The organism is Pseudomonas sp. NS1(2017) (genome assembly GCF_002269425.1).
Taxonomy (GTDB): domain Bacteria; phylum Pseudomonadota; class Gammaproteobacteria; order Pseudomonadales; family Pseudomonadaceae; genus Aquipseudomonas; species Aquipseudomonas reactans.
The window spans coordinates 47,093-71,562 of the sequence record NZ_CP022960.1 but is presented as its reverse complement, the minus strand read 5'-3'; the positions used below and the strand labels follow the sequence as shown (position 1 = coordinate 71,562).

Annotated in this window: 19 protein-coding genes; 12 read left to right on the top strand and 7 right to left on the bottom strand. The window is 59.7% G+C overall.

From position 1 onward, the window contains the following. Nucleotides 1–139: 139 nt before the first annotated feature. The 3 genes from der to CI807_RS00305 all read left to right on the top strand — a co-directional run bounded on the left by der (nucleotide 140) and on the right by CI807_RS00305 (nucleotide 3,658). Nucleotides 140–1,609, top strand: coding sequence for a ribosome biogenesis GTPase Der (der, locus tag CI807_RS00315; RefSeq protein WP_016977675.1), 1,470 nt, complete (start codon nucleotides 140–142; stop codon nucleotides 1,607–1,609). 121 nt (nucleotides 1,610–1,730) lie between these two features. Continuing rightward, nucleotides 1,731–2,879 (top strand): pyridoxal phosphate-dependent aminotransferase, encoded by a 1,149-nt coding sequence (locus CI807_RS00310; RefSeq protein ID WP_095013448.1) that lies wholly within the window; start codon nucleotides 1,731–1,733, stop codon nucleotides 2,877–2,879. Beyond that, nucleotides 2,867–3,658, top strand: coding sequence for an amidohydrolase (locus CI807_RS00305; RefSeq protein ID WP_095013447.1), 792 nt, complete (start codon nucleotides 2,867–2,869; stop codon nucleotides 3,656–3,658). The genes CI807_RS00310 and CI807_RS00305 overlap by 13 nt, the downstream gene beginning before the upstream one ends. 160 nt (nucleotides 3,659–3,818) lie before the next feature. On the opposite strand, the gene leuA is transcribed toward CI807_RS00305, so the two are convergent. The 4 genes from leuA to CI807_RS00280 all read right to left on the bottom strand — a co-directional run bounded on the left by leuA (nucleotide 3,819) and on the right by CI807_RS00280 (nucleotide 8,928). Next, nucleotides 3,819–5,498: a 2-isopropylmalate synthase gene (gene leuA, locus CI807_RS00300; protein ID WP_016977678.1), complete on the bottom strand. Its 1,680-nt coding sequence runs from the start codon at nucleotides 5,496–5,498 to the stop codon at nucleotides 3,819–3,821. A gap of 324 nt (nucleotides 5,499–5,822) precedes the next feature. Further along, on the bottom strand, nucleotides 5,823–6,644 hold the full coding sequence (locus CI807_RS00290) for a M23 family metallopeptidase (RefSeq protein ID WP_061433992.1): 822 nt from the start codon (nucleotides 6,642–6,644) through the stop codon (nucleotides 5,823–5,825). A 3-nt stretch (nucleotides 6,645–6,647) separates the two neighbouring features. Continuing rightward, a complete protein-coding gene (gene xseA / locus CI807_RS00285) occupies nucleotides 6,648–8,027 on the bottom strand; it encodes an exodeoxyribonuclease VII large subunit (RefSeq protein ID WP_095013446.1) in 1,380 nt (459 codons plus the stop codon). Nucleotides 8,028–8,037: 10 nt separating this feature from the next. Then, nucleotides 8,038–8,928: a LysR family transcriptional regulator gene (locus CI807_RS00280; RefSeq protein ID WP_095013445.1), complete on the bottom strand. Its 891-nt coding sequence runs from the start codon at nucleotides 8,926–8,928 to the stop codon at nucleotides 8,038–8,040. Between the two features lie 99 nt (nucleotides 8,929–9,027). On the opposite strand from CI807_RS00280, the gene CI807_RS00275 reads away from it, so the two are divergent. From CI807_RS00275 to guaA, 4 genes are all read left to right on the top strand, one after another. Continuing rightward, on the top strand, nucleotides 9,028–9,795 hold the full coding sequence (locus tag CI807_RS00275; protein ID WP_095013444.1) for a sulfite exporter TauE/SafE family protein: 768 nt from the start codon (nucleotides 9,028–9,030) through the stop codon (nucleotides 9,793–9,795). Nucleotides 9,796–9,911: 116 nt separating this feature from the next. Next, nucleotides 9,912–10,460, top strand: coding sequence for a hypothetical protein (locus tag CI807_RS00270; RefSeq protein ID WP_028617835.1), 549 nt, complete (start codon nucleotides 9,912–9,914; stop codon nucleotides 10,458–10,460). 229 nt (nucleotides 10,461–10,689) lie between these two features. After that, nucleotides 10,690–12,159: an IMP dehydrogenase gene (guaB, locus tag CI807_RS00265; protein ID WP_010207937.1), complete on the top strand. Its 1,470-nt coding sequence runs from the start codon at nucleotides 10,690–10,692 to the stop codon at nucleotides 12,157–12,159. An 80-nt stretch (nucleotides 12,160–12,239) separates the two neighbouring features. Next, on the top strand, nucleotides 12,240–13,817 hold the full coding sequence (guaA, locus tag CI807_RS00260; RefSeq protein WP_016977685.1) for a glutamine-hydrolyzing GMP synthase: 1,578 nt from the start codon (nucleotides 12,240–12,242) through the stop codon (nucleotides 13,815–13,817). A gap of 65 nt (nucleotides 13,818–13,882) precedes the next feature. Here guaA and CI807_RS00255 read toward each other — a convergent pair whose 3' ends face one another. Together CI807_RS00255 and CI807_RS00250 are read right to left on the bottom strand one after the other, a co-directional pair. Next, on the bottom strand, nucleotides 13,883–16,186 hold the full coding sequence (locus CI807_RS00255) for an autotransporter outer membrane beta-barrel domain-containing protein (protein ID WP_095013443.1): 2,304 nt from the start codon (nucleotides 16,184–16,186) through the stop codon (nucleotides 13,883–13,885). 328 nt (nucleotides 16,187–16,514) lie between these two features. After that, complete coding sequence (locus tag CI807_RS00250) at nucleotides 16,515–17,357, bottom strand: alpha/beta hydrolase (RefSeq protein WP_256578698.1); 843 nt, start codon at nucleotides 17,355–17,357, stop codon at nucleotides 16,515–16,517. Between the two features lie 197 nt (nucleotides 17,358–17,554). Here CI807_RS00250 and CI807_RS00245 point away from each other — a divergent pair, with 197 nt between their 5' ends. Next, nucleotides 17,555–17,809 (top strand): helix-turn-helix transcriptional regulator, encoded by a 255-nt coding sequence (locus CI807_RS00245; protein ID WP_095013442.1) that lies wholly within the window; start codon nucleotides 17,555–17,557, stop codon nucleotides 17,807–17,809. Further along, nucleotides 17,793–19,028 (top strand): type II toxin-antitoxin system HipA family toxin, encoded by a 1,236-nt coding sequence (locus CI807_RS00240; protein ID WP_095013441.1) that lies wholly within the window; start codon nucleotides 17,793–17,795, stop codon nucleotides 19,026–19,028. Before CI807_RS00245 ends, CI807_RS00240 begins: the two co-directional genes overlap by 17 nt. A gap of 16 nt (nucleotides 19,029–19,044) precedes the next feature. Here CI807_RS00240 and treR read toward each other — a convergent pair whose 3' ends face one another. After that, nucleotides 19,045–19,749, bottom strand: a complete 705-nt coding sequence (treR, locus tag CI807_RS00235; protein WP_093513880.1) for a trehalose operon repressor — start codon at nucleotides 19,747–19,749, stop codon at nucleotides 19,045–19,047. Between the two features lie 239 nt (nucleotides 19,750–19,988). On the opposite strand from treR, the gene treP reads away from it, so the two are divergent. The 3 genes from treP (at nucleotide 19,989) to CI807_RS00220 (ending at nucleotide 24,398) form a co-directional block, all read left to right on the top strand. Next, complete coding sequence (treP, locus tag CI807_RS00230; RefSeq protein ID WP_095013440.1) at nucleotides 19,989–21,431, top strand: PTS system trehalose-specific EIIBC component; 1,443 nt, start codon at nucleotides 19,989–19,991, stop codon at nucleotides 21,429–21,431. A gap of 30 nt (nucleotides 21,432–21,461) precedes the next feature. Continuing rightward, nucleotides 21,462–23,108 (top strand): alpha,alpha-phosphotrehalase, encoded by a 1,647-nt coding sequence (treC, locus tag CI807_RS00225; RefSeq protein ID WP_095013439.1) that lies wholly within the window; start codon nucleotides 21,462–21,464, stop codon nucleotides 23,106–23,108. 69 nt (nucleotides 23,109–23,177) lie between these two features. Continuing rightward, nucleotides 23,178–24,398, top strand: a complete 1,221-nt coding sequence (locus CI807_RS00220; RefSeq protein ID WP_095013438.1) for a carbohydrate porin — start codon at nucleotides 23,178–23,180, stop codon at nucleotides 24,396–24,398. Nucleotides 24,399–24,470 lie beyond the last annotated feature (72 nt).

Below are 24,470 nucleotides of genomic sequence, written 5' to 3'. Positions count from 1 at the left end.
CGTTAACGATAACGCGTGCTGTCTGAATAAACGCGGTGCCTTTGCGTTTTTCGCGAGCAAGCTCGCTCCTACAGTCGAGCACCAGCCGCTGCCCTGCAGCGGCTTTTGTATTTTCTGAAATAACGAAGTGGAGAGCCGCATGGTTCCCGTAATCGCCCTGGTGGGCCGACCTAACGTCGGCAAGTCCACCTTGTTCAACCGCCTGACCAGGACTCGCGACGCCATCGTCGGCGACTTGTCCGGTCTGACCCGTGATCGCCAATACGGTGAGGCAAAGTGGCAAGGGCGCTCCTACATTATTGTCGACACCGGTGGTATCTCCGGTGACGAGCATGGCATGGACGAAAAGATGGCCGAGCAGTCTCTGCTGGCCATTGAAGAAGCCGATGTCGTGTTGTTCCTAGTGGACGCCCGTGCGGGCTACACCGCTGCTGACCAAATGATTGGCGAGCACCTGCGCAAGCGCAACAAGCGTTCCTATCTGGTCGCGAACAAGATCGACAACATCGATCCTGAAGCGGCCCGTGCCGAATTCAGCCCGATGGGCCTGGGCGATGCGATTCCGGTCGCCGGTGCCCACGGTCGCGGTATCACCCAGATGCTGGAAATCGCCCTGCGCGATTTCCCTAAGGATGATGTCGAGGAAGAAGAGGGCGAAGAGGAGATCGTTGCCGAAGGTGAGGAAGCCAAGCGCATTCCTGGCCCGAGCGAAAAAGACGGTATCAAGATCGCCATCATCGGCCGCCCTAACGTTGGCAAGTCGACGCTGGTCAACCGCATGCTCGGTGAAGACCGGGTTATCGTCTACGACCAACCCGGCACCACCCGCGACAGCATCTACATCCCGTTCGAACGCAACGAGGAAAAGTACACGCTGATCGACACCGCCGGTGTGCGCAAGCGCGGCAAGATCCACGAGGAAGTTGAAAAGTTCTCGGTGGTGAAAACCCTGCAAGCGATCAAAGACGCCAACGTAGTGATCTTTGTGATGGACGCCCGCGAAGGCGTGGTGGACCACGACCTGAACCTGCTGGGCTTTGCCCTGGAGGCTGGTCGGGCACTGGTGATCGCGATCAACAAGTGGGACGGCATGACGCCGAGCGAGCGCGATTTCGTCAAGATCGAGCTGCAACGCCGCCTGTTCTTCGTCGAGTTCGCCGATATCCACTTTATCTCGGCACTGCACGGCACCGGCGTGGGCAACCTCTACGCGTCCGTACAGAACTCGTTCAAGTCCGCGGTCACCCGCTGGCCGACCAACCGCCTCACCCAGATCCTGGAAGACGCGGTTGGCGAGCACGCGCCGCCGATGGTCAACAACCGCCGGATCAAACTGCGTTACGCCCACTTGGGTGGTGCCAACCCGCCGATTATCGTGATCCACGGTAACCAGATCGAGAAGGTGCCGAAGTCCTATGTGCGTTACCTGGAAAACACCTACCGCCGTGTCTTGAAACTGGTCGGTACGCCGATTCGTATCGAGTTCAAGGGTGGCGAGAACCCATACGAAGGCAACAAGAACACACTGACTGACCGTCAGGTGAACAAGAAGCGTCGTTTGATGACTCACCACAAGAAGGCCGACAAGAAGCGCCGTGACAAGAAATAACGGCAGCTTCAAGTTGTGAGAGAGGGCTCCTTTGGAGCCCTTTTTTGCGCGCGCTGGTTTGTGCCTTGACCCGGTGCAGTTGGCAGCTTAAAACTTGGGGCTCACCTGCAGGGGCCTTTCGATGATCACCAGCAAGCTGCCGAATGTCGGCACGACCATTTTCACCACCATGTCGCAACTCGCTGCCGAAACCGGCGCGCTCAACCTGTCCCAGGGTTTCCCGGACTTCAATGGCCCCCAGGCTTTGCTCGATGCGGTGGGTAAGCATATCGCCCTCGGGCATAACCAATATGCGCCAATGACCGGCCTGCCGGTGCTGCGTCAGCAAGTGGCCGCCAAGATCGCTCGCAGTTACGGCGCCACGGTCAATGCCGACAGTGAAGTGACCATCACCCCTGGCGCCACCGAGGCGATCTTCTGCGCGATCCAGGCGGTGATTCGCACTGGCGATGAAGTCATCGTGTTCGACCCCAGCTACGACAGCTATGAGCCTTCGGTGGAGTTGGCTGGCGGTCGCTGCGTGCATGTGCAACTGACCCTGGACGCCTTTGCCCTCGACTTCGAGAAGATCAAGGCGGCGCTGTCACCGCGCACGCGCATGATCATTCTCAATACCCCGCACAACCCGACAGGTGCCTTGATCAGCCGCGCCGAGCTGGACCAATTGGCCGCACTGATCCGTGACCGTGATATCTATCTGGTCAGCGACGAAGTCTACGAACACCTGGTATTCGACGGCGTGTCTCACGTCAGCGTGTTGGCCCACGAAGAGCTTTACCAGCGCGCGTTTGTGGTCAGCTCGTTCGGCAAGACCTACCACGTCACCGGCTGGAAAACCGGCTATGTCGTCGCACCGCCAGCCCTCACCGCGGAATTGCGCAAGGTGCACCAATACGTCAATTTCTGCGGCGTGACCCCGCTGCAATACGCCCTGGCCGACTTCATGGCCGAACACCCGGAGCACGTCGACGAATTGCCGGCTTTCTACCAAGCCAAGCGTGACCTGTTCTGTGACCTGTTGGCGCCGTCCCGTTTCAGCCTTACCCGAGTGACCGGTACCTACTTCCAACTGGTGGATTACTCACAGATCCGCCCGGACCTGGATGACGTCGCCATGTCCCTGTGGATGACCCGCGAACACGGCGTGGCCACCATCCCGGTCTCGGTGTTCTACCAGACCCCACCCCAAGGCCAGCGCCTGGTGCGCCTGTGCTTTGCCAAACGCGAGGAAACGCTGCGCCAAGCGGCGGAAAAACTATGCGTGATCTGAGTGCACTGCCGAACCTGAACATCGCCCTGGTGCAGACCAGCCTGGCCTGGCATGACCGCCAGGCCAACCTCGAACATTTCGAGCTGCTGTTGGAGCAAGCCAAAGGCGCCGATTTGATTGTGCTGCCGGAGATGTTCACCACCGGCTTCTCGATGGAGTCGCAAGCCCTTGCAGAGCCTGAAAACGGCCCGACCCATCATTGGCTCCAGGCCCAGGCGGCGAAGTACAACGCGGTGATTACCGGCAGTGTGATCATCCAGGCCGCCGACGGCAGCCACCGCAACCGCCTGCTGTGGGCGCGGCCGGATGGCGAGGTGTTGCATTACGACAAGCGCCATCTGTTCCGCATGGCCGGTGAACACAATCACTACACGCCGGGCGAACGCCAGGTGCAGTTTGAATTGAAGGGCTGGCGTATTCGCCCGTTGATTTGCTACGACCTGCGCTTCCCGGTGTGGAGCCGCGATGCCCAGGACACCGACCTGCTGCTGTACACCGCCAACTGGCCGGGTGCGCGGCGTTCACACTGGAACCGACTGCTGCCGGCGCGGGCTATTGAAAACCTGTGCTACGTGGCGGCAGTCAATCGGGTGGGCACGGATGGGAAGGGCTTTGCTTACACTGGGGACAGCCAGGTGTTGGACTTCCAGGGTGAGACCTTGCTCAGTGCGGGGGAGGCGGATGGGGTGTTTGCAGTGAGTCTGGACGCGGCGGAATTGGCGGCGTATCGCACCCGGTTTCCAGCCAACCTGGATGCTGACATCTTCCAGTTCCTGTAGGAGCGAGCTTGCTCGCGAAAAACCTTAACGATAACGCAGTGCTATCAGGTAGCCAGCGGTGCCCTTGCGTTTTTCGCGAGCATGCTCGCTCCTACAAGGTCCGGAAACAGAAAGGCCCCTGGGTTCTCACCCAGGGGCCTTTTGTATGACAGCGAAACGCTTACGCCGCTTTGGCTTCCTGCTGGCTCAACGAACGGTTCAGCGCACTGAACAGCGCCTTGAAGCTGGCGGTGGTGATGTTTTCATCAATACCCACGCCATGCACCGGACGCTCACCGTTCACACGCAGCTCGATGTAGGCCGCCGCCTTGGCGTTGGTGCCTGCACCGATCGCATGTTCGTTGTAGTCCATGATCTCCACACCGATCGGCAGGCCAGCCACCAGCGCTTCCAGCGCACCGTTGCCTTTGCCTTTCCAGTGCAGGTTGGTTTCGCCCTGGCCCTTGCCGGAGACTTCCACCTCAACAAAACTGTTACCGTTTTCTTCCTGCAGGCGATGGCTGACCAACGCGTACGGGGTGTTGGCTTGCAGGTACTCACGCTGCAGCAAGGCGTAGATCTGCGGCGCCGTCATCTCCAGGCCCACGCGGTCGGTTTCGGCCTGCACGACTTGGCTGAACTCGATCTGCATGCGACGCGGCAAGCTGATGTCGTATTCCTGCTCCAGCAGGTAGGCGATGCCGCCTTTGCCCGACTGGCTGTTCACGCGAATCACCGCTTCGTAGCTGCGGCCGATGTCGGCCGGGTCGATCGGCAAGTACGGCACTTCCCACAGCGCATCGTCTTTCTGCTGGGAGAAACCTTTGCGGATTGCGTCCTGGTGAGAGCCGGAGAACGCGGTGTGCACCAGGTCGCCGACATACGGGTGACGTGGGTGCACCTGGATCTGGTTGCATTCCTCGACGACCTTGCGCACGCCGTCGATGTCGGAGAAGTCCAGCTGCGGGTCAAGGCCCTGGGTGTACATGTTCAGCGCCACGGTGACCAGGTCGACGTTGCCGGTACGCTCGCCGTTGCCGAACAGGCAGCCTTCGACACGGTCGGCACCGGCCATCAGGCCCAGCTCGGTGGCGGCTACGCCGGTGCCACGATCGTTGTGGGTGTGCAGGCTGATGATCACACTGTCACGACGGTTGATATGGCGACCGAACCACTCGATCTGGTCGGCATAGATGTTCGGCGTGGCGCATTCCACGGTGGCTGGCAGGTTGAGGATCATCTTGTGCTCAGGCGTCGGGTTCCACACCTCGATCACCGCATCACAGACTTCCTTGGCGAACTCCAGCTCAGTGGCACTGAAAGTCTCCGGCGAGTATTCGAAGGTCCACTGGGTTTCCGGCTGCTGGGCGGCGTATTTGACGAACAGCTTGGCGGCGTTGACCGCGATGGCCTTGATGCCGTCCTTGTCCTGGTTGAACACGATGCGGCGGAAGGACGGCGACGTGGCGTTGTACAAGTGCACGATGGCTTTCTTGGCACCCCGCAGGGACTCGAAGGTGCGTGCGATCAAGTCTTCACGGCCCTGGGTCAGCACCTGGATGGTGGTGTCCTCGGGGATGTGGTTGTCTTCAATCAGGGTACGTACGAAGTCGAAGTCGGTTTGCGAGGCGGCTGGGAACGAGGCTTCGATTTCCTTCACGCCGACGGCAACCAGAGTCTTCCAGAAGCGCAGCTTTTTCACCGCGTCCATCGGCTCGATCAGCGACTGGTTGCCATCACGCAGGTCGGAGCTGCACCAGATCGGCGCTTCGGTGATGGTCTTCGACGGCCAGGTGCGGTCCGGGATGTCGATGGTCGGGAACGCGCGGTACTTCGAAGACGGGTCTTTGAGCATGCTCATCGGGAAATCCTTTGTTGTAGGGGCCGAGAAAAGGCGGCCTGCCGTAGAACTGTTTTTGGGGATAAAACGTGAAGACGAGGCAGATCGATTCAGCCTGGCAGTCGTGCGCTGACGAGGCACAGGCTGCGGTGCTGGCGGAGCTGAATGAGGGTGTGAGAGGTTTTCATAAGCCCAACCCTAACCGTCGGGGTGAAAGATGGCAAGCAGTCGCGGAAAATTGAGATAAGTTCTGCTATCTGCTTAGGAAACGAGATCTTGTGCCTAGGAATATGTCCAGGGCTGCTTTTAATTGCGCGCCTATTATCAGGCGCGCAATCGAGCGTTTCAGGGCTGGAACGCGCCAATGAAGATCGCCGGATCGACCCGCGCGTCGTTCAGGCTGACGTTCCAGTGCATGTGCGGCCCGGTCGCACGGCCCGTGGCACCGACTTTGCCCACCACCGCGCCACGCGTGAGCTGGTCACCGACTTTCACGTCGATCTTCGACATGTGGCAGAACATGCTGATAAAGCCCTGGCCGTGGTCGACGAACACGGTGTTGCCGTTGAAGAAGTAGTTGCCCACAAGAATCACTTTGCCGTTGGCCGGCGTCTTGATCGGTGTACCGGCCGGCACGGCAAAGTCCAGGCCCGAATGGGGATTGCGCTCTTCACCGTTGAAGAAACGTCGTACGCCGAACTTGCTCGACAGCGGCCCGTTCACCGGTTTGTCCAACACCAGGTTGCTCGGCAGGTTAGGGCTGAAACTGCGATAAGCCTTGATCTGCACCGCCAGCTCCGCCTCGATGCGTTTCAGCTGCGCCGGGTCGGGGTTCACCTGGCTTTTGTTTTTCAGGGTGATGCGCTGTTCGGGGTACTTCTTGTAGCCGACGATAAACGGCAGGTTACGCCCGCCGCTGCTGATGCGTTCGTTGCCGGGCTTGACCGTCAGCGGGATGCCGACAATTGCCAGCCAATTGTCCGCCTCCTTCACCACCAACACCGGCTTGCCCAGGTACGTGGCCTTGGGCGCAGCGGCGGAAGGGCCCAGTTCGACCACGGCAACGCCTCCCGGCACCGGTTTGTTCAAGGTGCGGGTGATGTAGCTATCGGCATGAGCATTAAAGGCAAGGCACAGCAGCATCAACACACTAAAGAGACGTGGCATCAATCAATCCAATAACGAAAGGGTGACGGGTGTCAGGTGGTTGTCTTCCACCCGCACTTGCAATTGGCCCTCACCGAGACGCGCGGTGAGGCGCTGGCCGGTGTGGGTCTGCGCGGCGTTGCGAATGGCCTGGCCGCGCTCGTCCAGCAGGATGCTGTAGCCACGGGCCAGGGTCGCCAGCGGGCTGACCACGTGCAGCGTCTGCATCTGACTTTGCAGTTGCAGGCGTCGCGCCTTGAGGCCTTCGCGCATTGCGCGGGGCAGGCGTTCGGCAAGGCTGTCCAGGCGTTGGCGCAACAGGGCCAGTTGGCGACCGGGGTGTTGGCCGGCGAGGCGGGTTTCCAGGCGGATCAGGCGCTCGCGGCGGGTATTGAGGCTGCGCTCGAACGCACGGCGCAGGCGCATGTCCAGGTCGTCCAGGCGCTGGGCTTGCTGGCGCAGACGTTCGCCAGGGTGACGCAGACGTCGCGCCATGCCTTCCAGGCGCAGGCGGTCATGGCTCAGGCGATTGCGCATCAGCATCACCAGGCGGCGGTGCAGGTTCTCGACCTGACGCACCAAATGGCTGGCGTCCGGCGCGAGCAATTCGGCTGCGGCGGAGGGGGTAGGGGCGCGCACGTCGGCCACGAAGTCGCTGATGGACACATCGGTCTCATGTCCGACGGCGCTGACGATTGGCGTGACGCAGGCATCCACCGCACGGGCCACGGCTTCTTCGTTGAAGCACCAGAGGTCTTCCAGCGAACCGCCGCCACGGGCCAGGATCAGCGCATCGAAGCCACGTGCATCCGCCAGTTTCAGTGCGCGCACAATCTGCGGGATGGCTTCGCGGCCTTGCACGGCGGTGGGGATCAGGGTCAGTTCAATGTTTGGCGCACGACGGCGGAACACGCTGATGATGTCGCGGATCACCGCGCCGGTCGGCGAACTGATGATGCCGATGCGCCGAGGGTGCGCTGGCAGTGGCACTTTGCGCTCAGCGCTGAACAGGCCTTCGGCGCTGAGCTTTTCCTTCAGCGCGTCGAACGCCAGGCGCAATGCCCCATCACCGGCCGGCTCCACGGTATCGAGGATCAGTTGGTAATCACCCCGGCCCTCAAACAAAGAGACTTTACCGCGCACCTTCACCGCCAGGCCATCTTTCAGCGCCTGCCGCACCCGCGCGGCGTTGTTGCGAAACAGCGCGCAACGCACCTGGGCGCCGCTGTCCTTGAGGGCGAAATACACATGGCCGGAAGCCGGGCGGGCGAGGTTGGAGATCTCGCCTTCGACCCAGATATTGGTGAACACGTCTTCCAGCAACACCCGCGCACGGCCGTTGAGCTGGCTGACAGTCAGGACTTCGCGGTCCAGGCCCAGACGGGCAAAAGGATCTTTAATCATGGGCGGCAGTTTATAGGCATTCGTGCAAGGTTTGGCAGAATTGCTCCACCAGCGCGCTCGGCCTCTGCGCGCAGGCCAGGGCCACGGTGCTGAGGCAGTCCGGGTCGGCCAGGGGCAAAAAGTGCACAGTGGCAGGGGCGATGTCCTGCATGGATTTTGGTAACAAGGCAATACCGAAGCCGGCCTGGATCAACTGCAACTGGGTGGTCTTGCGCGACATCACCCGCGCGGCCTTGGGGAAAAATCCGGCACGCATGCACAGCTCGGCTGACAGATAACTCAAGCCGCCCCGCTGGGGATGGGGGATCGAGATAAACGCTTCGTCCTTCAATTGCTCCAGTTCGATGGGCGCATTGCTGCGTGCCAGCCGATGATTCGGCGGCACTGCCAGCAACAGTTGCTCGCGATATAAAGGTACGACTCGCACGCCCTCGCGCTGGCGCAACACAGGCAGGCGCAACAACCCGACCTCCAGGCGACCGTCGGCGATTTCTTCCAACTGCGCTTCGGAGGACAGTTTGACGATGTCCATCGACACCCCTGGGCAGCGTTCCAGCCAGGTGCTGATACCTTGCAGCAATGGGCCGCTCATCGGCACGGTACTTGAGTGGCTCAGGCGCAGCGTGCCCAGTTCGCCGTTGCCCACTTGTGTCGCCATTTCACTGGCCTTGATCAGCTCACTCAGCAGGTTGCGCGCTCGCGGGTAGAAGGCTTCACCCGCGGCGGTGAGTCGTGGTTGGCGTGCAGTGCGCTCGAACAGGGGCGTTTGCAGCTGGGTTTCCAGCTCCTTGATCTGCCGGCTCAAGGCGGACTGCGCCACAAACAGGCGCTCGGCGGCGGCACTGAAGCTGCCGCTGTCGGCGATTTCGACGAAGTAACGCAGTTGGCGGGTGGAAATCACACGTCATGCCTTTTCGAGATGGGTGGAGGGCTTTGAAGATATTAGTCGCATCCCTCGCCGCTGGCTAAAGTGAAGGCTATCTCTAATAAGGTATGACCCATGAACCCGGTTGAGCTGATGAGCCAATGGTCGTTTGGCGGTGTGGATTGGCTGGTGATCGGCCTGGGCATTGTCGTGGCCTATATCGTGTTCGGTATCGCGGGATTTGGCACCGCATTGGTGGCAGGGCCGCTGCTGATCCTGTTCATGCCGCTGTCGAAGATCATCCCGTTGCTGGTGTTGCTGGATTTTGTCGCAGCGTTTGGCAACCTGCTGCAATCGCGGCGGGACGTGAACAAGCCGGAGTTGCTGCGCTTGCTACCGTGCATGGCGATCGGTTGCACACTGGGCGTGGTGTTTTTGCTCAATCTGCATTCGGACCTGTTACTGCTGCTAATGGGCTTGTTCATCAGTGCCTACGCCCTCTACAGCCTGGCGGTAAAGGCGCGGCCAACGCAGATGGCGGCGGGTTGGTCGGTTCCCATGGGCACCGTCGGTGGTTTATTCGGCGCATTGTTTGGCAGTGGCGGCTTTCTCTATGCGATCTATCTGAATAGCCGTCTGCCCAAGGACGCGGCGCGCGCCACCCAGAGTGCGTTGATCAGTTGCAGCACGGTGGTGCGCCTGAGCCTGTTTCTGATCGCCGGGGTGTATGCGGATTTGCCGCTATTGATGTTGGCGCTGTGTCTGTTGCCGGCGATGGCCCTCGGGCTGTGGTGTGGGCGCAGGCTGACGATGCGCATGTCCCGTGAGGCGTTTGTAAGATTGGTGACCTGGCTGGTGCTGGCGAGCGGTATTGCACTGATCGGGCGCTACCTGAGCACTTGACCTGTGTGGGGCAGGGATTAAGCTGCCAACCTTTCAGGGCCTCATCGCCGGCAAGCCAGCTCCTACAGGAGCCGGCTTGCCGGCGATGGCGCCAGTGGCCACACCGCAGGACTCTCATGAACTCCCAAAGCATCCTTGTCCCGAAAATCTCCACCTTGCCCGTCCACGAACCCCGCGCCCGGGCAATCGTGCGCTGGCTGGTGCGCAAGAACATCATCAAGGAAGAGCTGACCACCTGTGGCCGCACCGGCAACCGCATGGGCTATGCCCTGGCCGATGGCGCCCGCGCCGTAGTGTTGTACCCCGAGGCGCTGCCGTTCAACGAGCCGATCAACGGCCTGGAGATCATCTACAAGCGCTGCATCTACACGCCGGCCAAGGGTTTTCTCGAAGAAGCCGGTTGCCCGGAATGCCGCAAGGAAGTCGGCGAAGCCCTGTTCGAAAGCCTCGAAGACTGGATGCCCGGCCACACCGACAACTTCACCTGCCCGCTGTGTGGGCATGAAGACGACATCAACGGGTTCCTGTTCCTACAGCAATGCGGGTTTTCCAACCTGGGCTTCATCTTCAACAACTGGGCAGAGGCGGGGTTCAAGCAGAGTTTTATCGACGAATTTGCCGATTGGCTGGACCAGAAGATGAGTTGGGTCAAAGTCGAGTTGTAACCCACCTGTAGGAGCGAGCTTGCTCGCGAAAAAACGTCAGCGATAACGTGGTGGGTTTGCTTTAACGCGGTGCCTTTGCGTTCTTCGCGAGCAAGCTCGCTCCTACAGAAAAGCAGCAGATTTTTTCCATCTATCAGTATTACCAAGTTTGTCAGAGTTTTACATTGAGCCCGGCAGGGTGCATGTATATAATGGCGCGCTTCCATTTTCCCGCTCGGGAGCCCCCGCGATGCTGCGTATCAGCCAAGAAGCTCTGACATTCGACGACATTCTCCTAGTGCCCGGTTATTCCGAGGTGCTTCCTAACGAAGTCAGTCTCAAGACCCGCCTAACCCGTGGCATCGAGCTGAATATTCCCCTTGTTTCCGCTGCCATGGACACCGTCACTGAAGCCCGTCTGGCCATCGCGATGGCTCAGGAAGGCGGCATCGGCATCATCCACAAGAACATGACCATCGAGCAGCAAGCTGCCGAAGTGCGCAAGGTCAAGCGTTACGAAGCCGGTGTGGTGAAAGATCCGATCACCATCGAAGCCGACGCCACCGTGCGTGACCTGTTCGACCTGACCCGCCTGCACAACATCTCCGGCGTTCCGGTGCTGCACGATGGCGACCTGGTCGGCATCGTCACTTCCCGTGACGTGCGTTTCGAGAACCGTCTTGAAGTCACCGTCCGTGAAGTGATGACGCCCAAAGAGCGTCTGGTCACTGTCAAGGAAGGCGCCGACAAGAACGATGTGCGCGAGCTGCTGCACAAGCACCGCATCGAGCGCGTGCTGATCGTCGACGACAAATTCGCCCTCAAAGGCATGATGACCGTCAACGACATCGAAAAAGCCAAGGCTTACCCGTTGGCCAGCAAGGATGACCAAGGTCGTCTGCGTGTTGGCGCGGCGGTCGGCACCGGTAAAGACACCGGCGACCGTGTTTCGGCCCTGGTCGCTGCCGGCGTTGACGTGGTGGTGGTCGACACCGCCCACGGTCACTCCAAAGGCGTGATCGACCGCGTGCGTTGGGTCAAACAGAATTTCCCTGAAGTGCAAGTGATCGGCGGCAACATCGCCACCGGCGCTGCCGCCAAGGCCTTGGCCGAAGCTGGCGCGGATGCGGTCAAGGTCGGTATCGGCCCAGGCTCGATCTGCACCACCCGTATCGTTGCCGGTGTAGGCGTGCCGCAAATCAGCGCCATCGCCAACGTCGCCGCTGCCCTTGAAGGCACGGGCGTTCCGTTGATCGCCGATGGCGGTATCCGTTTCTCCGGTGACCTGTCCAAGGCCATCGTAGCCGGTGCTTCCTGCGTGATGATGGGCTCGATGTTCGCCGGTACTGAAGAAGCACCAGGCGAGATCGAACTGTTCCAGGGCCGTTCCTACAAGGCTTACCGCGGCATGGGTTCGCTGGGCGCCATGTCCCAGGCGCAAGGTTCTTCCGACCGTTACTTCCAGGACTCCTCGGCAGGCGCCGAGAAGCTCGTTCCGGAAGGCATCGAAGGCCGCGTGCCGTACAAAGGCACTCTGAGCGCAATTATCCACCAACTGATGGGTGGCCTGCGTTCCTCGATGGGCTACACCGGCAGCGCCGACATCGAAGAAATGCGCACCAAGCCAGAGTTCGTACGGATCACCGGCGCCGGAATGGCTGAATCCCATGTCCACGACGTGCAGATCACCAAGGAAGCGCCAAACTACCGCGTAGGTTGATGCTTCCAGCAAACTGTTAAGTAACCGGGGCTGTTCTTCAGCCCCGAGTTGTTTCTGATTCATTAGACGAGACTGACTTCATGGCCCTCGACATTCACGCCCACCGTATCCTGATCCTCGATTTCGGTTCCCAGTACACCCAGCTGATCGCCCGCCGCGTGCGCGAAATCGGCGTGTACTGCGAACTGCATCCGTTCGACATGGACGACGAAGCGATCCGCGAATTCGCACCGAAAGGCGTCATCCTCGCCGGTGGCCCAGAGTCCGTGCACGAAGCCAACAGCCCGCGCTGCCCGCAAGCCGTCTTCGACCTGGGCGTCCCGGTCTTCGGCATCTGCTACGGCATGCAGACCATGGCCGAGCAATTGGGCGGCAAGGTTGAAGGTTCCGAGCTGCGTGAATTCGGTTATGCCCGTGTCGACGTGGTCGGCAAGAGCCGCCTGCTGGACGGCATCGAAGACCACGTCGACGCCGACGGCCTGTTCGGCCTCGACGTGTGGATGAGCCACGGTGACAAGGTCACCAAGATGCCGGAAGACTTCCACATCCTGGCCAGCACCCCGAGCTGCCCGATCGCCGGCATGTTCAGCGACGAGCGTCGTTACTACGGCGTGCAGTTCCACCCGGAAGTGACCCACACCAAGCAAGGCGGCCGCATCCTGTCGCGCTTCATCCTCGACATCTGCGAGTGTGAAGCTCTGTGGACCCCGTCCAAGATTGCTGAAGACGCCATCGCCCAGGTTCGCGCCCAGGTCGGCACCGACAACGTATTGCTCGGCCTGTCCGGCGGCGTTGACTCCTCGGTGGTTGCTGCCCTGCTGCACAAAGCCATCGGCGACCAACTGACCTGCGTCTTCGTCGACAACGGCCTGCTGCGCCTGCACGAAGGTGAGCAAGTGATGGCCATGTTCGCCGAGAACATGGGCGTTAAAGTGATCCGCGCCAATGCCGAGGACCAATTCCTCAACAACCTGGCCGGCGAGTCCGACCCGGAGAAGAAGCGCAAGATCATCGGCCGCACCTTCATCGACGTGTTCGATGCCCAGTCCAACAAACTGGACAACATCAAGTACCTCGCCCAGGGCACCATCTACCCTGACGTGATCGAGTCGGCTGGCGCCAAGAGCGGCAAGGCCCACGTGATCAAGTCCCACCACAACGTGGGTGGCCTGCCTGAGGAAATGAACCTCAAGCTGGTAGAGCCGCTGCGCGAACTGTTCAAGGACGAAGTCCGCCGTCTGGGCCTGGAACTCGGCCTGCCGTACGACATGGTCTACCGTCACCCATTCCCAGGCCCAGGCCTGGGCGTGCGGATCCTGGGTGAAGTGAAGAAGGAATACGCCGACCTGCTGCGTCGCGCCGACCACATCTTCATCGAAGAACTGCGCAAGGCCGACTGGTACCACAAAGTCAGCCAGGCATTCGTGGTGTTCCAGCCGGTGAAATCGGTTGGCGTGGTTGGCGATGGCCGCCGTTACGCCTGGGTCGTGGCCCTGCGTGCGGTAGAAACCATCGACTTCATGACTGCCCGCTGGGCACACCTGCCGTACGAGCTGCTGGAAACTGTCAGCGGCCGTATCATCAATGAGATCGAGGGTATCTCGCGCGTGACGTATGACGTGTCGAGCAAGCCGCCGGCGACGATTGAGTGGGAATGATCCCGTAGCGTTGTATGAAAAAAACCGGCTTAGGCCGGTTTTTTCATTTCAGGCAAACACGTTGATCAGAAATCGTAACGCACGTTCGCCGTGAAGGTGTCAGCGTCGAAACCACTGCTGGTCAGGTAGTTGTACGACCCTCCCACGCTCCAGGCGCCGACGCGGTAGTTGGCACCCAGTCCCAGCTCGTAGCTGTCGCGCGCCGGCGTCGCGCCGGTGGTGGTGAAGGGGGTGCCGCCGAGCACAAAGGTGGAGGTGGTGCTGGCCTTGTCGCCGATGAAGTCGTGCCAGGCCATCAGCTTGGCTTCCGGTTCGAAGCTGCCCACACCTACGTCAAAAGCGGCCGCCAGACGAGCGCCCAGGCCCATTTCGCCGATTTCATAGCGCTGGCTGCCGACGTTGAGGGCGGCAGAGCTGCCTTTTTCACGGTACGAATCCATCGAGATGTTGGCATAGCGCGCACCGACCTGTGGTTCCAGCAGCCACTGCTTGTCGAGCTGGAACGTGTAGCCAGCCAGTGCGTTGATGCCGAAGATCTCACTGTCGTAGTTGGCCTTGGCGCGGGTACCGGCGATGTAGCGTTTGGACTCGTTGTCGTTCCAGCCGTACATCAGCGAGGTGTCGACAAAGAAGTTGTCGCGGGCCCAGTTGCCATACAGGGTCAGTGCATGGCCGCTGACGTCGGTTTTGTTGCCTCGGTCGGATTTGACGTCGCTGGTCAGGTAGCTGTAAGCCAGGCCCACGGTTGTCTGGGCATTGAGCTTGCCGTCCGCACCCACGGCAATGCCGTTGGTGTTGGCGTCGTAGCCGTCGATACCGTGACGGCTGTCCTGGTTGGCATCGCTGGACAGCGCTTGCAGCCATACGCCTTGTTCTGCCAGGACGTCACCGGAAGACAGACCGCTCCGCGCTTTACTGGCCCGGCGGTTGATGGCGCCTGCGACCAGGTTCTGGCTGTTGGTCGCGGCGTTGATCGCCCCACGGCTGACGTCCGGGGCCAAGCTTTCGGCCAGTTTCGCCAGCTCTTCGCTGGTGGTGGCGTTGGCGAATTGCTGGAATACCGGGTCGCTTTCGTCCATCTGGGCCATGACGGTGTTCTTGAGCGGCTTGATGGCGCTCACCGCATTGTTCGAACCACGGGCGTCCAACAGGTCTTGCGTGATCACCTCATCACTGCGGGTGGCAACCAGTGCTTTCACATCCTGGCCTTCAATGCCGAAGTTCTTCACCTCAAGCAGCGCCGAGGAGGACACCACGGACAGGTTCTGCGGGTCTTCCCAAGTGCTGGAATTGATGAGGGTGTAGCGGGTGCCCTGGGCCGACGTGCGGAAGTCGTCGGAGCGCGCCTGCAGTTCGATCTGGCTGCCTGGAGAGAAGAAGGTATTGCCGGTGACTTTCAGGATCGGTGTATTGGGCTGTGTGTTGTTATCCAGCAGCAGGCGCAGGCGCGCCGTGTCGCTGTCCATGTCGAGGTCGCCGACAATCGTGGTCTGCGGGCGAAGCAGGGTCAGGCGGCCACCGTCGATATCGACGAAACCGGCGCGGATGGTCGAGCCATCGAACATCGCGTCCCCTTGCACCAGTACACCGCTGAGGCCCAGCAGGTCACCCTTGACCTGACCACCCTGCCAGTAGAAGTACGAAGGGGAGGCATTGTCGTCCGCCAGAATGGCTGCGGTGCCGCCTTCGATCAGGCCACCTGTCTGCCTGATAGAGAAGATCCTGAAGCCGTCGGTGGTGTCGAGACTGCGAAAGCGGATACCGATCCCGTCGGCGGAAATAGTCCCGCTGTTGTTGATATCACTCAGGAAGGGCGCGCCTGTCATCTGGCCCGTAAAGCGGGCTTTCTCGATGTCGATCCCCTCAGAGTCGATACCCCGCGCGATGATAGTGCCCGAGTTATTGATGCGCGCCTGGGTCGAGGTGATCAGCATGCCTTCGGCATTTGCGCCCGTCACAGTAATGTTGCCGTTGTTGCTCACTTCACCTGCGATCTTCGCCAGGTACAGGTCCAGCCCGACGACGGAGTTGCCGTTCACCATAATGTCGCCATTATTGACCACGTCGCCACCGACGTTGGAGTTGAGGGTCATGGCGATACCAGACGGGAAGTCGGTGGGGCTCGCAGCCGTCAGGTTGATGTTGCCCTGGTTGACCAGGTTGCCGGCCAACGTCACGTTCGTCAGCTCCACACCTGCGTTTTGCGACGTTCCGGTGAAGGTGGCGTTATTGAAAACATCACCGAAGCTGCTGTAGGCCCCTGTGCTCAGGTCGTAATTGAAGTCGGGTGCGGGTGCGGCATGGGCCGTGGCAGTGGTCGCCGCGACGGACAGCGCCAACAACGAGCGGCGCAGGTGGGAAGTGTTCAAGGCAGTATCCTTACAGGGCAGAAACTGGCAGGGAACAACCCACGCGTCAGCGTCTGTTTTAGGCATCCCTGCCAGCTTGTCAGTGAATGGCTGATTCAAGCGCGTGCAAACTTACACGATGCGTGTAGGACAATTCATCATAAAAAGGATCGGCGAAGGAAAAAAAGCTAAGAAATGCGACGTTACCGTTATTTTTTGTGGCTGTACGGGGTAATCCAGCAATAAATGGAACTTTAAGGTTGACGTTGTGGTCGCGCCTGGATTGGACGCTAGGGGGAAGGTATTCGGATGTTTTTAAGCGGACCTGCTTGTCGTCAATTTTAGGACCTTAATGGATTAATGGCGTTTTAACCCATCGGCTCCAGGTCGCTTCCCACCCTTTGTCATGGCTTGCTCCCCGTACATGGATGTATTCGGAGAGGGGCGAGTCAAGCGCCTGTTGGTACCTATCAGCCAACCCACTTGGAATAATCAGGTCTGCTTCGCCGATGAGATGGCGCTGGGGTAACAAGGCGAGCCGCTCACGGTAGTCCAGCGGGTCCAGCGAACCGTCGAGTGGCGACAATCCTTTCATCGTTGCCCACAAGCGTGGGCTGAGGTTGCCAGCCAGGGTTTGCACCTGGGTAACATCATTGCGCTGCGCCGCTAACAATAAGGCAAGCGCGGCACCACCTGAATACCCCACCAGTTCAAATTCCCTATTCCCGTACCGCTGTTTTAACTGGTCCAGCGCCTGGCTGAGACGAGTGATCACTTCCTGAGAAAATCGGCGATTGGTCCAGAGGGCCGATTGGCAGGCTGCGGCCATGACGAACTGGCAGGGACGTGCCAGGTACGCATTCGGTGTCGGGTCATCGACCGCCAGCCTTGGTACCAACAGATTGTGCGGGCTCGGATCCAGGCTGGGTTGGGTGGCCGTCGACCAGGCATGGCCATCGCCTTCCAGGTAGACCCGCAGGCGCGTTGTCTTTTCTGCACTTTGCGGCGCAAGTATGAGGAGGGGAAAGTCGCGCCCCGGCAGGACCTCTACTTGCCGGCCGCGCGCTTGCGCCAGTTGTTGCAGTGCCTCGCGCGGCGATTGGCAGGCGACAAGAAGCGCACAGACCATCACCATCCAGGCTTTGTAGAAACCGGCCAATGTTCGTTGATAGCGAAAGTGTCTACTTATCATATTTCACAACACACCTTGGCAATAGCGGCGTAGCTCTAGGTTAAGTCTGGGCGGCGATGGCTAGAGATTGGTATTTCTGGTGTGCGAACGCTCAGCTCAGTGCCACGCGAATAAGGGTTGTTTAAAACTAATTGCATCGTATAGCATGCATTTGTGTTGATTAATTAATTTTTGCATTGTATTGGATGCACTTTGTAATGAACGATCTAGGATTGTTAATCAAGAAACTTCGCAAAGCCGCAGGCCTCTCACAAAGCCAGCTCGCGCAACGTCATGGTATGAGTCGCGCCACCATTTCGGGGATTGAGAACAATACCATCCCGGAAGTGGGGATTCGCAAGGTCGCAGCCATTCTTGAGGGCTTGGGGTATGAGTTGACCGCCATTCCAAAGCGTCGCCGCATGACCCTTGATGAGCTGAAATCGGAGAACATCCATGACCCGTCAAAGTGAGCGGCTCTATATTGGTGCTGGCGGTGTGCCTGCTGGGACGCTCGGGCGGGGCGAGGAGAACCGGCGCGATACGGTTTTCTCGTATAACGAAACGGTCGGCGAAGAGAATGCCGTTTCTCTGACGATGCCGGTGCGCCTGGAGAGCTACAACTGGGAGTACGGGATCCATCCTCTGTTCGAGATGCACATCCCCGAGGGGCACCTCAAGGATGAACTGGTGCGACGCTTCAGCAAGTCAGTGCGCGGCTTTGACGACTTCGCTTTGCTGGGCATTGTAGGCCCACACCAGCTGGGACGTATCAGCGTTGCCCATGACGCGGATGGCGAGTCACTGCCTGAGGTCAAGCTCTCCGAGCTATTGGTCTATAACGGGGCCAAAGACCTGTTTGACGACCTTCTGAAAACCTACGCAGCCTACTCGGGAGTGTCGGGTGTTCAACCCAAGGTTTTGGTGCGCGATGTTGACGACATGGCCCCCGGTATTGAGCGTCTCACCCATCGGGGCGCGACTCACTTGGTGAAGGCGTTCAATGAATCCGACTTTCCGCAATTGGCGGCCAATGAGTTTTTCTGCATGCGTGCGGCATTCCATTGTGGCCTCGACGTGCCTGAGTTTCAGCTCAGCCAGCACGGGAAATTCCTGGTGGTAAAACGGTTCGACATCAGTGAAAGCGCCTATCTCGGGTTTGAGGACATGTGCGTTTTATCGGGATGGGGAACTGCCAAAAAGTACGACGGAAGCTACCAGGGATGCGCGAAGCTGATCAGGTCATTCGTCACGCCTAGCCGTGTCACCAAAACGTTGGAAGACTTCTTCTTGATGGTGGCGCTTTCTGCCGGCATCCAGAATGGTGACGCACACCTGAAAAACTACGGTCTGTTGTACGAGAATTGCGCAGAGGACGCGGACGTTTGGCTGGCACCTGCTTACGATCTGGTGACCACCACCGTGTACAGCAGCAATGACATCATGGGCTTGCTGCTCGGCGGTTCGAAAGCCTGGCCGAAGCGCAAGATGCTGGTCCAGTTCGGACGCAGTGCGTGCAGCTTGACTGAATCTCGCTGCAACGAACTGCTTGCCAGAGTGCAAGACGGCATGACCCGCGGGATTACGGAGCTTTCAGAATACCGAAGCACTCACCCAGAGTTCGAGGTGGTTGGGGAGAAGATGACCGCAGCCTGGTCGGCAGGGCTGGCGAGAAGCATCGCAGTGCAATGATCTTCCCGACGGATGCTTACCGCCGCGCAATATCCGAAAAGTAAAACTTATCCAACGTATGCCGCGACTCGGTGTACTCGAACTGCCGTCCGTCCTGCAAAAATGTCTGGTTGCTCACCACGATCACATGGCTCTGGCCTTCAAGGTCGAGGTGTGTCTGGTCGTCCTTGCCGCGTGGCAGGGCTTCGATGGTGCGTTGGGCGTAGGCGATTTGCAGCTGCAACGTCTGTTCGATAAACGCGTAGATCGACTGTTCGGCAATCGAGCGGTCCAACCCCGGAATCACGTCAGCGACGAAGTGGTTGATGTCGAGGATCACCCGTTTGCCGCCGATGCGCCGTACCCGTTTGATGCGGGTGATCAGGGTGCCGGGTTCGGCTTCGATGTGTTGCAGCAGCGAACCTTCCAGCGGGAACTGCGTGAATTCGACCACTTCGGTGCGTACGTCATCGCCCAGGTCGGCGTGGGTTTCGTGGAAGCTGACGATGCCGCCCAATTGGAACTCAATCGGGTTGGGCGACAACACGAAGGTGCCCTTGCCGTGAATCTTTTGCGCAAACCCACGTTCCTGCAGTTGCTCGATAGCCCGGCGCACCGTGCCTCGGCTGGCCTGGTAGCTGTCCATCAGTTCTGTTTCGGAGGGAAGGCGTGTGCCGCGCTGCAGGCGTTCGGTGGTGATGCTGGCAAGCAGATCCGTGTAGATCTGGTTGTATTTACTCATGGGGATGGCTCTTTGCCGGGGTTGCGGTCAAGGCAGGAACCTTAGTGGCAGAGCCGGTGTTTGTCCATTAGACCCTTGGGTTTATGCGGCTTGCAGCGATACGCGGGACTACAAAAAATAAACAATATGTAACTCGTACAGACGAGTTGTTGCTTTAACTCGTACAGACGAGTACTTTTGCCCTCGGCGTGCTGCCAATGACTGCCCCTCAAATAAAAAAATCAAAGTGGAAACCAAGCATGAGCCACGACTATTCGACTATCGCCCGCGAGATTCTCGAGAACCTCGGGGGCACAGGCAACCTTGAGCAAGCTGCCCACTGCGTCACCCGCCTGCGCCTGGCGCTCAAGGACCCGAGCCTGGTCAACAGCAGCGCGCTGAACCAGGTGGATCTGGTCAAGGGCTCGTTCTTCACCGGCGGTCTGTTCCAGGTAGTGATCGGCCCCGGTGAAGTGGAAAAGGTCTACGCCGCCCTGCGCGAGCAGACCGGCCTCGCCGCCGCCACCATCGCCGACGTGAAGAAGAAGGGCGCCGACAAGACCAACGCCATGCAGCGTCTGGTGCGGGTGTTCTCCGACGTGTTCATGCCGATCCTGCCCGCGCTGATCATTGCCGGCTTGTTGATGGGCGTGAACAACCTGATGGGCGCCAAGGGCATGTTCATCGAGGGCAAGACGCTGCTGGAGGCCTATCCGAACCTGGATGGCCTGTGGAGCCTGATCAACCTGATGGCCAACACTTCGTTCGTGTTCCTGCCGGCGCTGGTGGGCTGGTCGGCCGCCAAGCGATTTGGCGGCAGTGAAATCCTCGGCATCGTGCTTGGCCTGATGCTGGTGCACCCGGACCTGCTCAACGCCTGGAACTACGGCAAGGCGGTCGCCGGTCTCGACGGCCAGAGCCTGCCGTACTTCGATATTTTCGGTTGGTTCAAGATTGAGAAAGTGGGGTACCAGGGGCAGATCCTGCCGATCCTGATGGCCGCCTATGTGATGAGCGTGATCGAGAAATGGCTGCGGGCGCGAGTACCCAACGCGATTCAATTGCTGGTCGTGCCGATCACCACCATCGTCTTCACCGGCGTGCTCGCCCTGGCCATTATCGGCCCGGTGACCCGTCACCTGGGCATCCTGATTACTGAAGGCGTGGTCACCTTGTTCGACCTGGCACCCATGGTCGGCGGTGCGATTTTCGGCCTGCTGTACGCGCCGTTGGTGATCACCGGCATGCACCACATGTTCCTCGCCGTTGACCTGCAGCTTATTTCTACTCAGGGCGGCACCTTCATCTGGCCGATGATCGTCATGTCCAACCTGGCCCAGGGCAGCGCCGCGCTCGGGGTGTTCTACATGACCCGCAACGCGCGGGACAAAAGCATGGCGTCCACCTCGGCGATTTCTGCGTACTTCGGCATCACGGAACCGGCGATGTTCGGCGTGAACCTGCGCTTCAAGTTCCCGTTCTATGCCGCGCTGCTGGGCTCGGCACTGGGCAGTATTTTCCTCTCGCTGAACAAGGTGCAGGCCTCGGCCATCGGCGTCGGTGGCCTGCCTGGATTCATCTCGATCATTCCGCAGTACATCCCGAGTTTTGTGATCGGGATGGTCATCGCGATCGTGGTGCCGTTTGTTCTGACCTGTGCGTTGAGCATGAAGATCGTGCGCCCTGGTTATCGCGTCGCCTGAACCAGCGCTTTCACATTGAAGGAGTCCACCATGCAAGACTGGCAACACTCGGTGATCTACCAGATCTACCCGAAAAGCTTCCACAGCCACGCGGGTAACGCCACCGGTGACCTGCTGGGCATCGTGGACAAACTCGACTACCTCAAATGGCTGGGCGTCGACTGCCTGTGGATCACCCCGTTCCTGCGCTCGCCGCAACGCGACAACGGCTACGACATCAGCGACTACTACGCCATCGACCCCAGCTACGGGACCATGGCCGATTGCGACCTGCTGATAAGCGAGGCGGCCAAGCGCGGCATCAAGTTAATGCTGGATATCGTGGTCAACCACACCTCCATCGAACACGAATGGTTCCAGCAGGCACGCAGCAGCCTCGACAACCCTTACCGCGACTTCTACATCTGGCGCGACCAGCCGAACAACTGGGAATCCAAGTTCGGCGGTTCGGCCTGGGAGTACGAGGCGCAAACCGGTCAGTACTTCCTGCACCTGTTCGACCACACCCAGGCCGACCTCAACTGGGACAACCCCAAGGTGCGCGCCGAAGTGTTCAAGCTGATGCGCTTCTGGCGCGACAAGGGCGTGGGCGGTTTCCGCCTGGACGTGATCAACCTGATCTCCAAGCCTGCCGACTTCCCCGAAGACAACACCGACGGCCGCCGCTTCTACACCGACGGCCCGAACGTGCACGAATACCTGCAGGAAATGCACCGTGAAGTCTTCGAAGGGCATGACCTGATCAACGTCGGCGAGATGTCGTCCACCAGCCTGGAACACTGCATCCGCTACTCGCGGCCGGAGTCGAAAGAGCTGTCGATGACCTTCAACTTTCATCACCTGAAAGTCGATTACCCGAACCTGCAGAAGTGGGTGAAGGCCGATTTCGACTTTCTGCAACTCAAGCAGATCTTCTCTGACTGGCAACTGGGCATGCAGGCCGGTGGTGGCTGGAATGCGCTGTTCTGGTGTAACCACGACCAGCCGCGGGTGGTCTCGCGTTTCGGCAATGACGGCGAGCATCGTGTGGTCTCGGCCAAGATGCTCGCGACTGCGCTGCACTTCCTCCAAGGCACGCCGTATGTGTACCAGGGCGAAGAGCTGGGCATGACCAATCCGGGTTTCGACAGCATCTCGCAATACCGGGATGTGGAGACCTTGAACATCTTCCGTCTCAAGCGCGATGCGGGTGAGTCCGAGGCGTCGAGCATGGCGGCGATCATGCAGAAGTCCCGTGACAACGGCCGTACGCCGATGCACTGGAGTGCCGGGGAAAACGCCGGTTTTAGCAGCGGTGAACCGTGGATCGGCATTCCGGCCAACGCGGCGCAGATCAACGTCGAAAGCCAACTGGATGACCCGGACTCAGTGTTGCATCACTACCGCGCGCTGATTGCCTTGCGTCGTCGTGAACCGCTGATCCAGGAGGGCGTGTATCGCCAACTGCTGCAAGACCACTTGCAGGTGTGGGCCTACACGCGTGAAGGCCATGGCGAACGCCTGTTGGTGCTGAACAACTTCTATGGCACGCCGTGCGACATCCAGCTGCCGGACAGCGTGATCAGTACGGCGAGCGAACAACGTTTGCTGATCAGCAACTACCCCGACTGCCCGCAACGTACCGCCACGGTAACGCTGCGGCCTTATGAATCGTTTGTGCTGCACCTCAAGGATTGAGACCCGCTGTAACCCCGTGTGGGAGCACGGGGCGCTGCAAAAACCATAATAAAAATATCGGAGTGCTTTATGAAAACAACAATAAGGCTGGGCCTCGTCGCGTCTTGTTTAAGCCTGCCTCTTGGCGCTCAAGCCCTGGAATTTGCCGGTTACCTGCGCAGCGGCGCGGGCACCTCAACGGGCAGCGGTCCACAGCAATGTTTTCAACTGCCGGGGGCGCAATCCAAATACCGCCTGGGTAACGAATGCGAACAATACGCCGAGCTGGAACTGCGCCAGGACCTGCTCACCCTCGACGACGGCTCGGTGCTCAGCGTCGATGCCATGGCATCGCTCTACAACAAGTACGACCGCGCGCTGAAGTTCCAGGGCGAGAACAATGGCTCGGCACGCATGCCGCAGATGTATGCGCAGTGGTCCAACCTGCCCAGCCTCAATGGTGGTTCGGTGTGGGCTGGTCGGCGTTACTACAAACGAAACGACATCCATATCTCAGACTTCTACTACTGGAACCAGAGCGCCACGGGCGGCGGTATCGAGGACGTGCTGATCGGCGACCTCAAGTACAGCTACGCCATTTCCCGCAAGGACAACCTGTACCAGAAGGAATACGCCACCCGTCACGACTTCAACGTCGCAGGTTTCAAGACCAACCCCGGCGGCGAGCTGGAGCTGGGCCTGAGCTACATCGAGAAAGCTGGCGGACGCGACACCAACAGCGGTTGGGCGATCACCGCGCAGCACGTGCAAAAACCTTTCCTCGGCGGCAAGAATAAATTCGCTTTGCAGTACGGCGAGGGCCCCGGCACCGGCCTGGGTTACACCGGCAATACTTTCCTGGATAACAGCAGCAAAAGTTACCGCGCCGTGGAGTTTTTCGACTGGCAAGTGACCCCGCGTTTTGGCGGGCAGATCGAGGCCGTGTATCAGAAAGACATTCGCCCAGGCTCAAGCGACCAGACCTGGATGTCCCTCGGTGTGCGCCCGGCATACGCCATCAGCGAGCAATTCAAACTGGTCACCGAGCTTGGGCATGATCAAGTCGAGGCCACGGGCGGCACACGCAAGCTGAGCAAATTTACCTTCGCTCCCACATGGTCGCCCAAAGGCCCGGATTTCTGGGCGCGGCCGGAGGTGCGCTTGTACTACACCTATGCAACCTGGAACGAAGCGGCCAAGCGTGCGGCGAATGAATTGGCGGCGGGGTCGGCGTTATCCGATACCGGTTCCTATGGCACGGCGCGACATGGGTCGAACTTTGGTGTGCAAGTCGAATATTGGTGGAAATAATCAATTCTCTGTAGGAGCGAGCTTGCTCGCGAAAAACGCAAGGGCACCGCGTTCATCCAGGATGCGTACGTC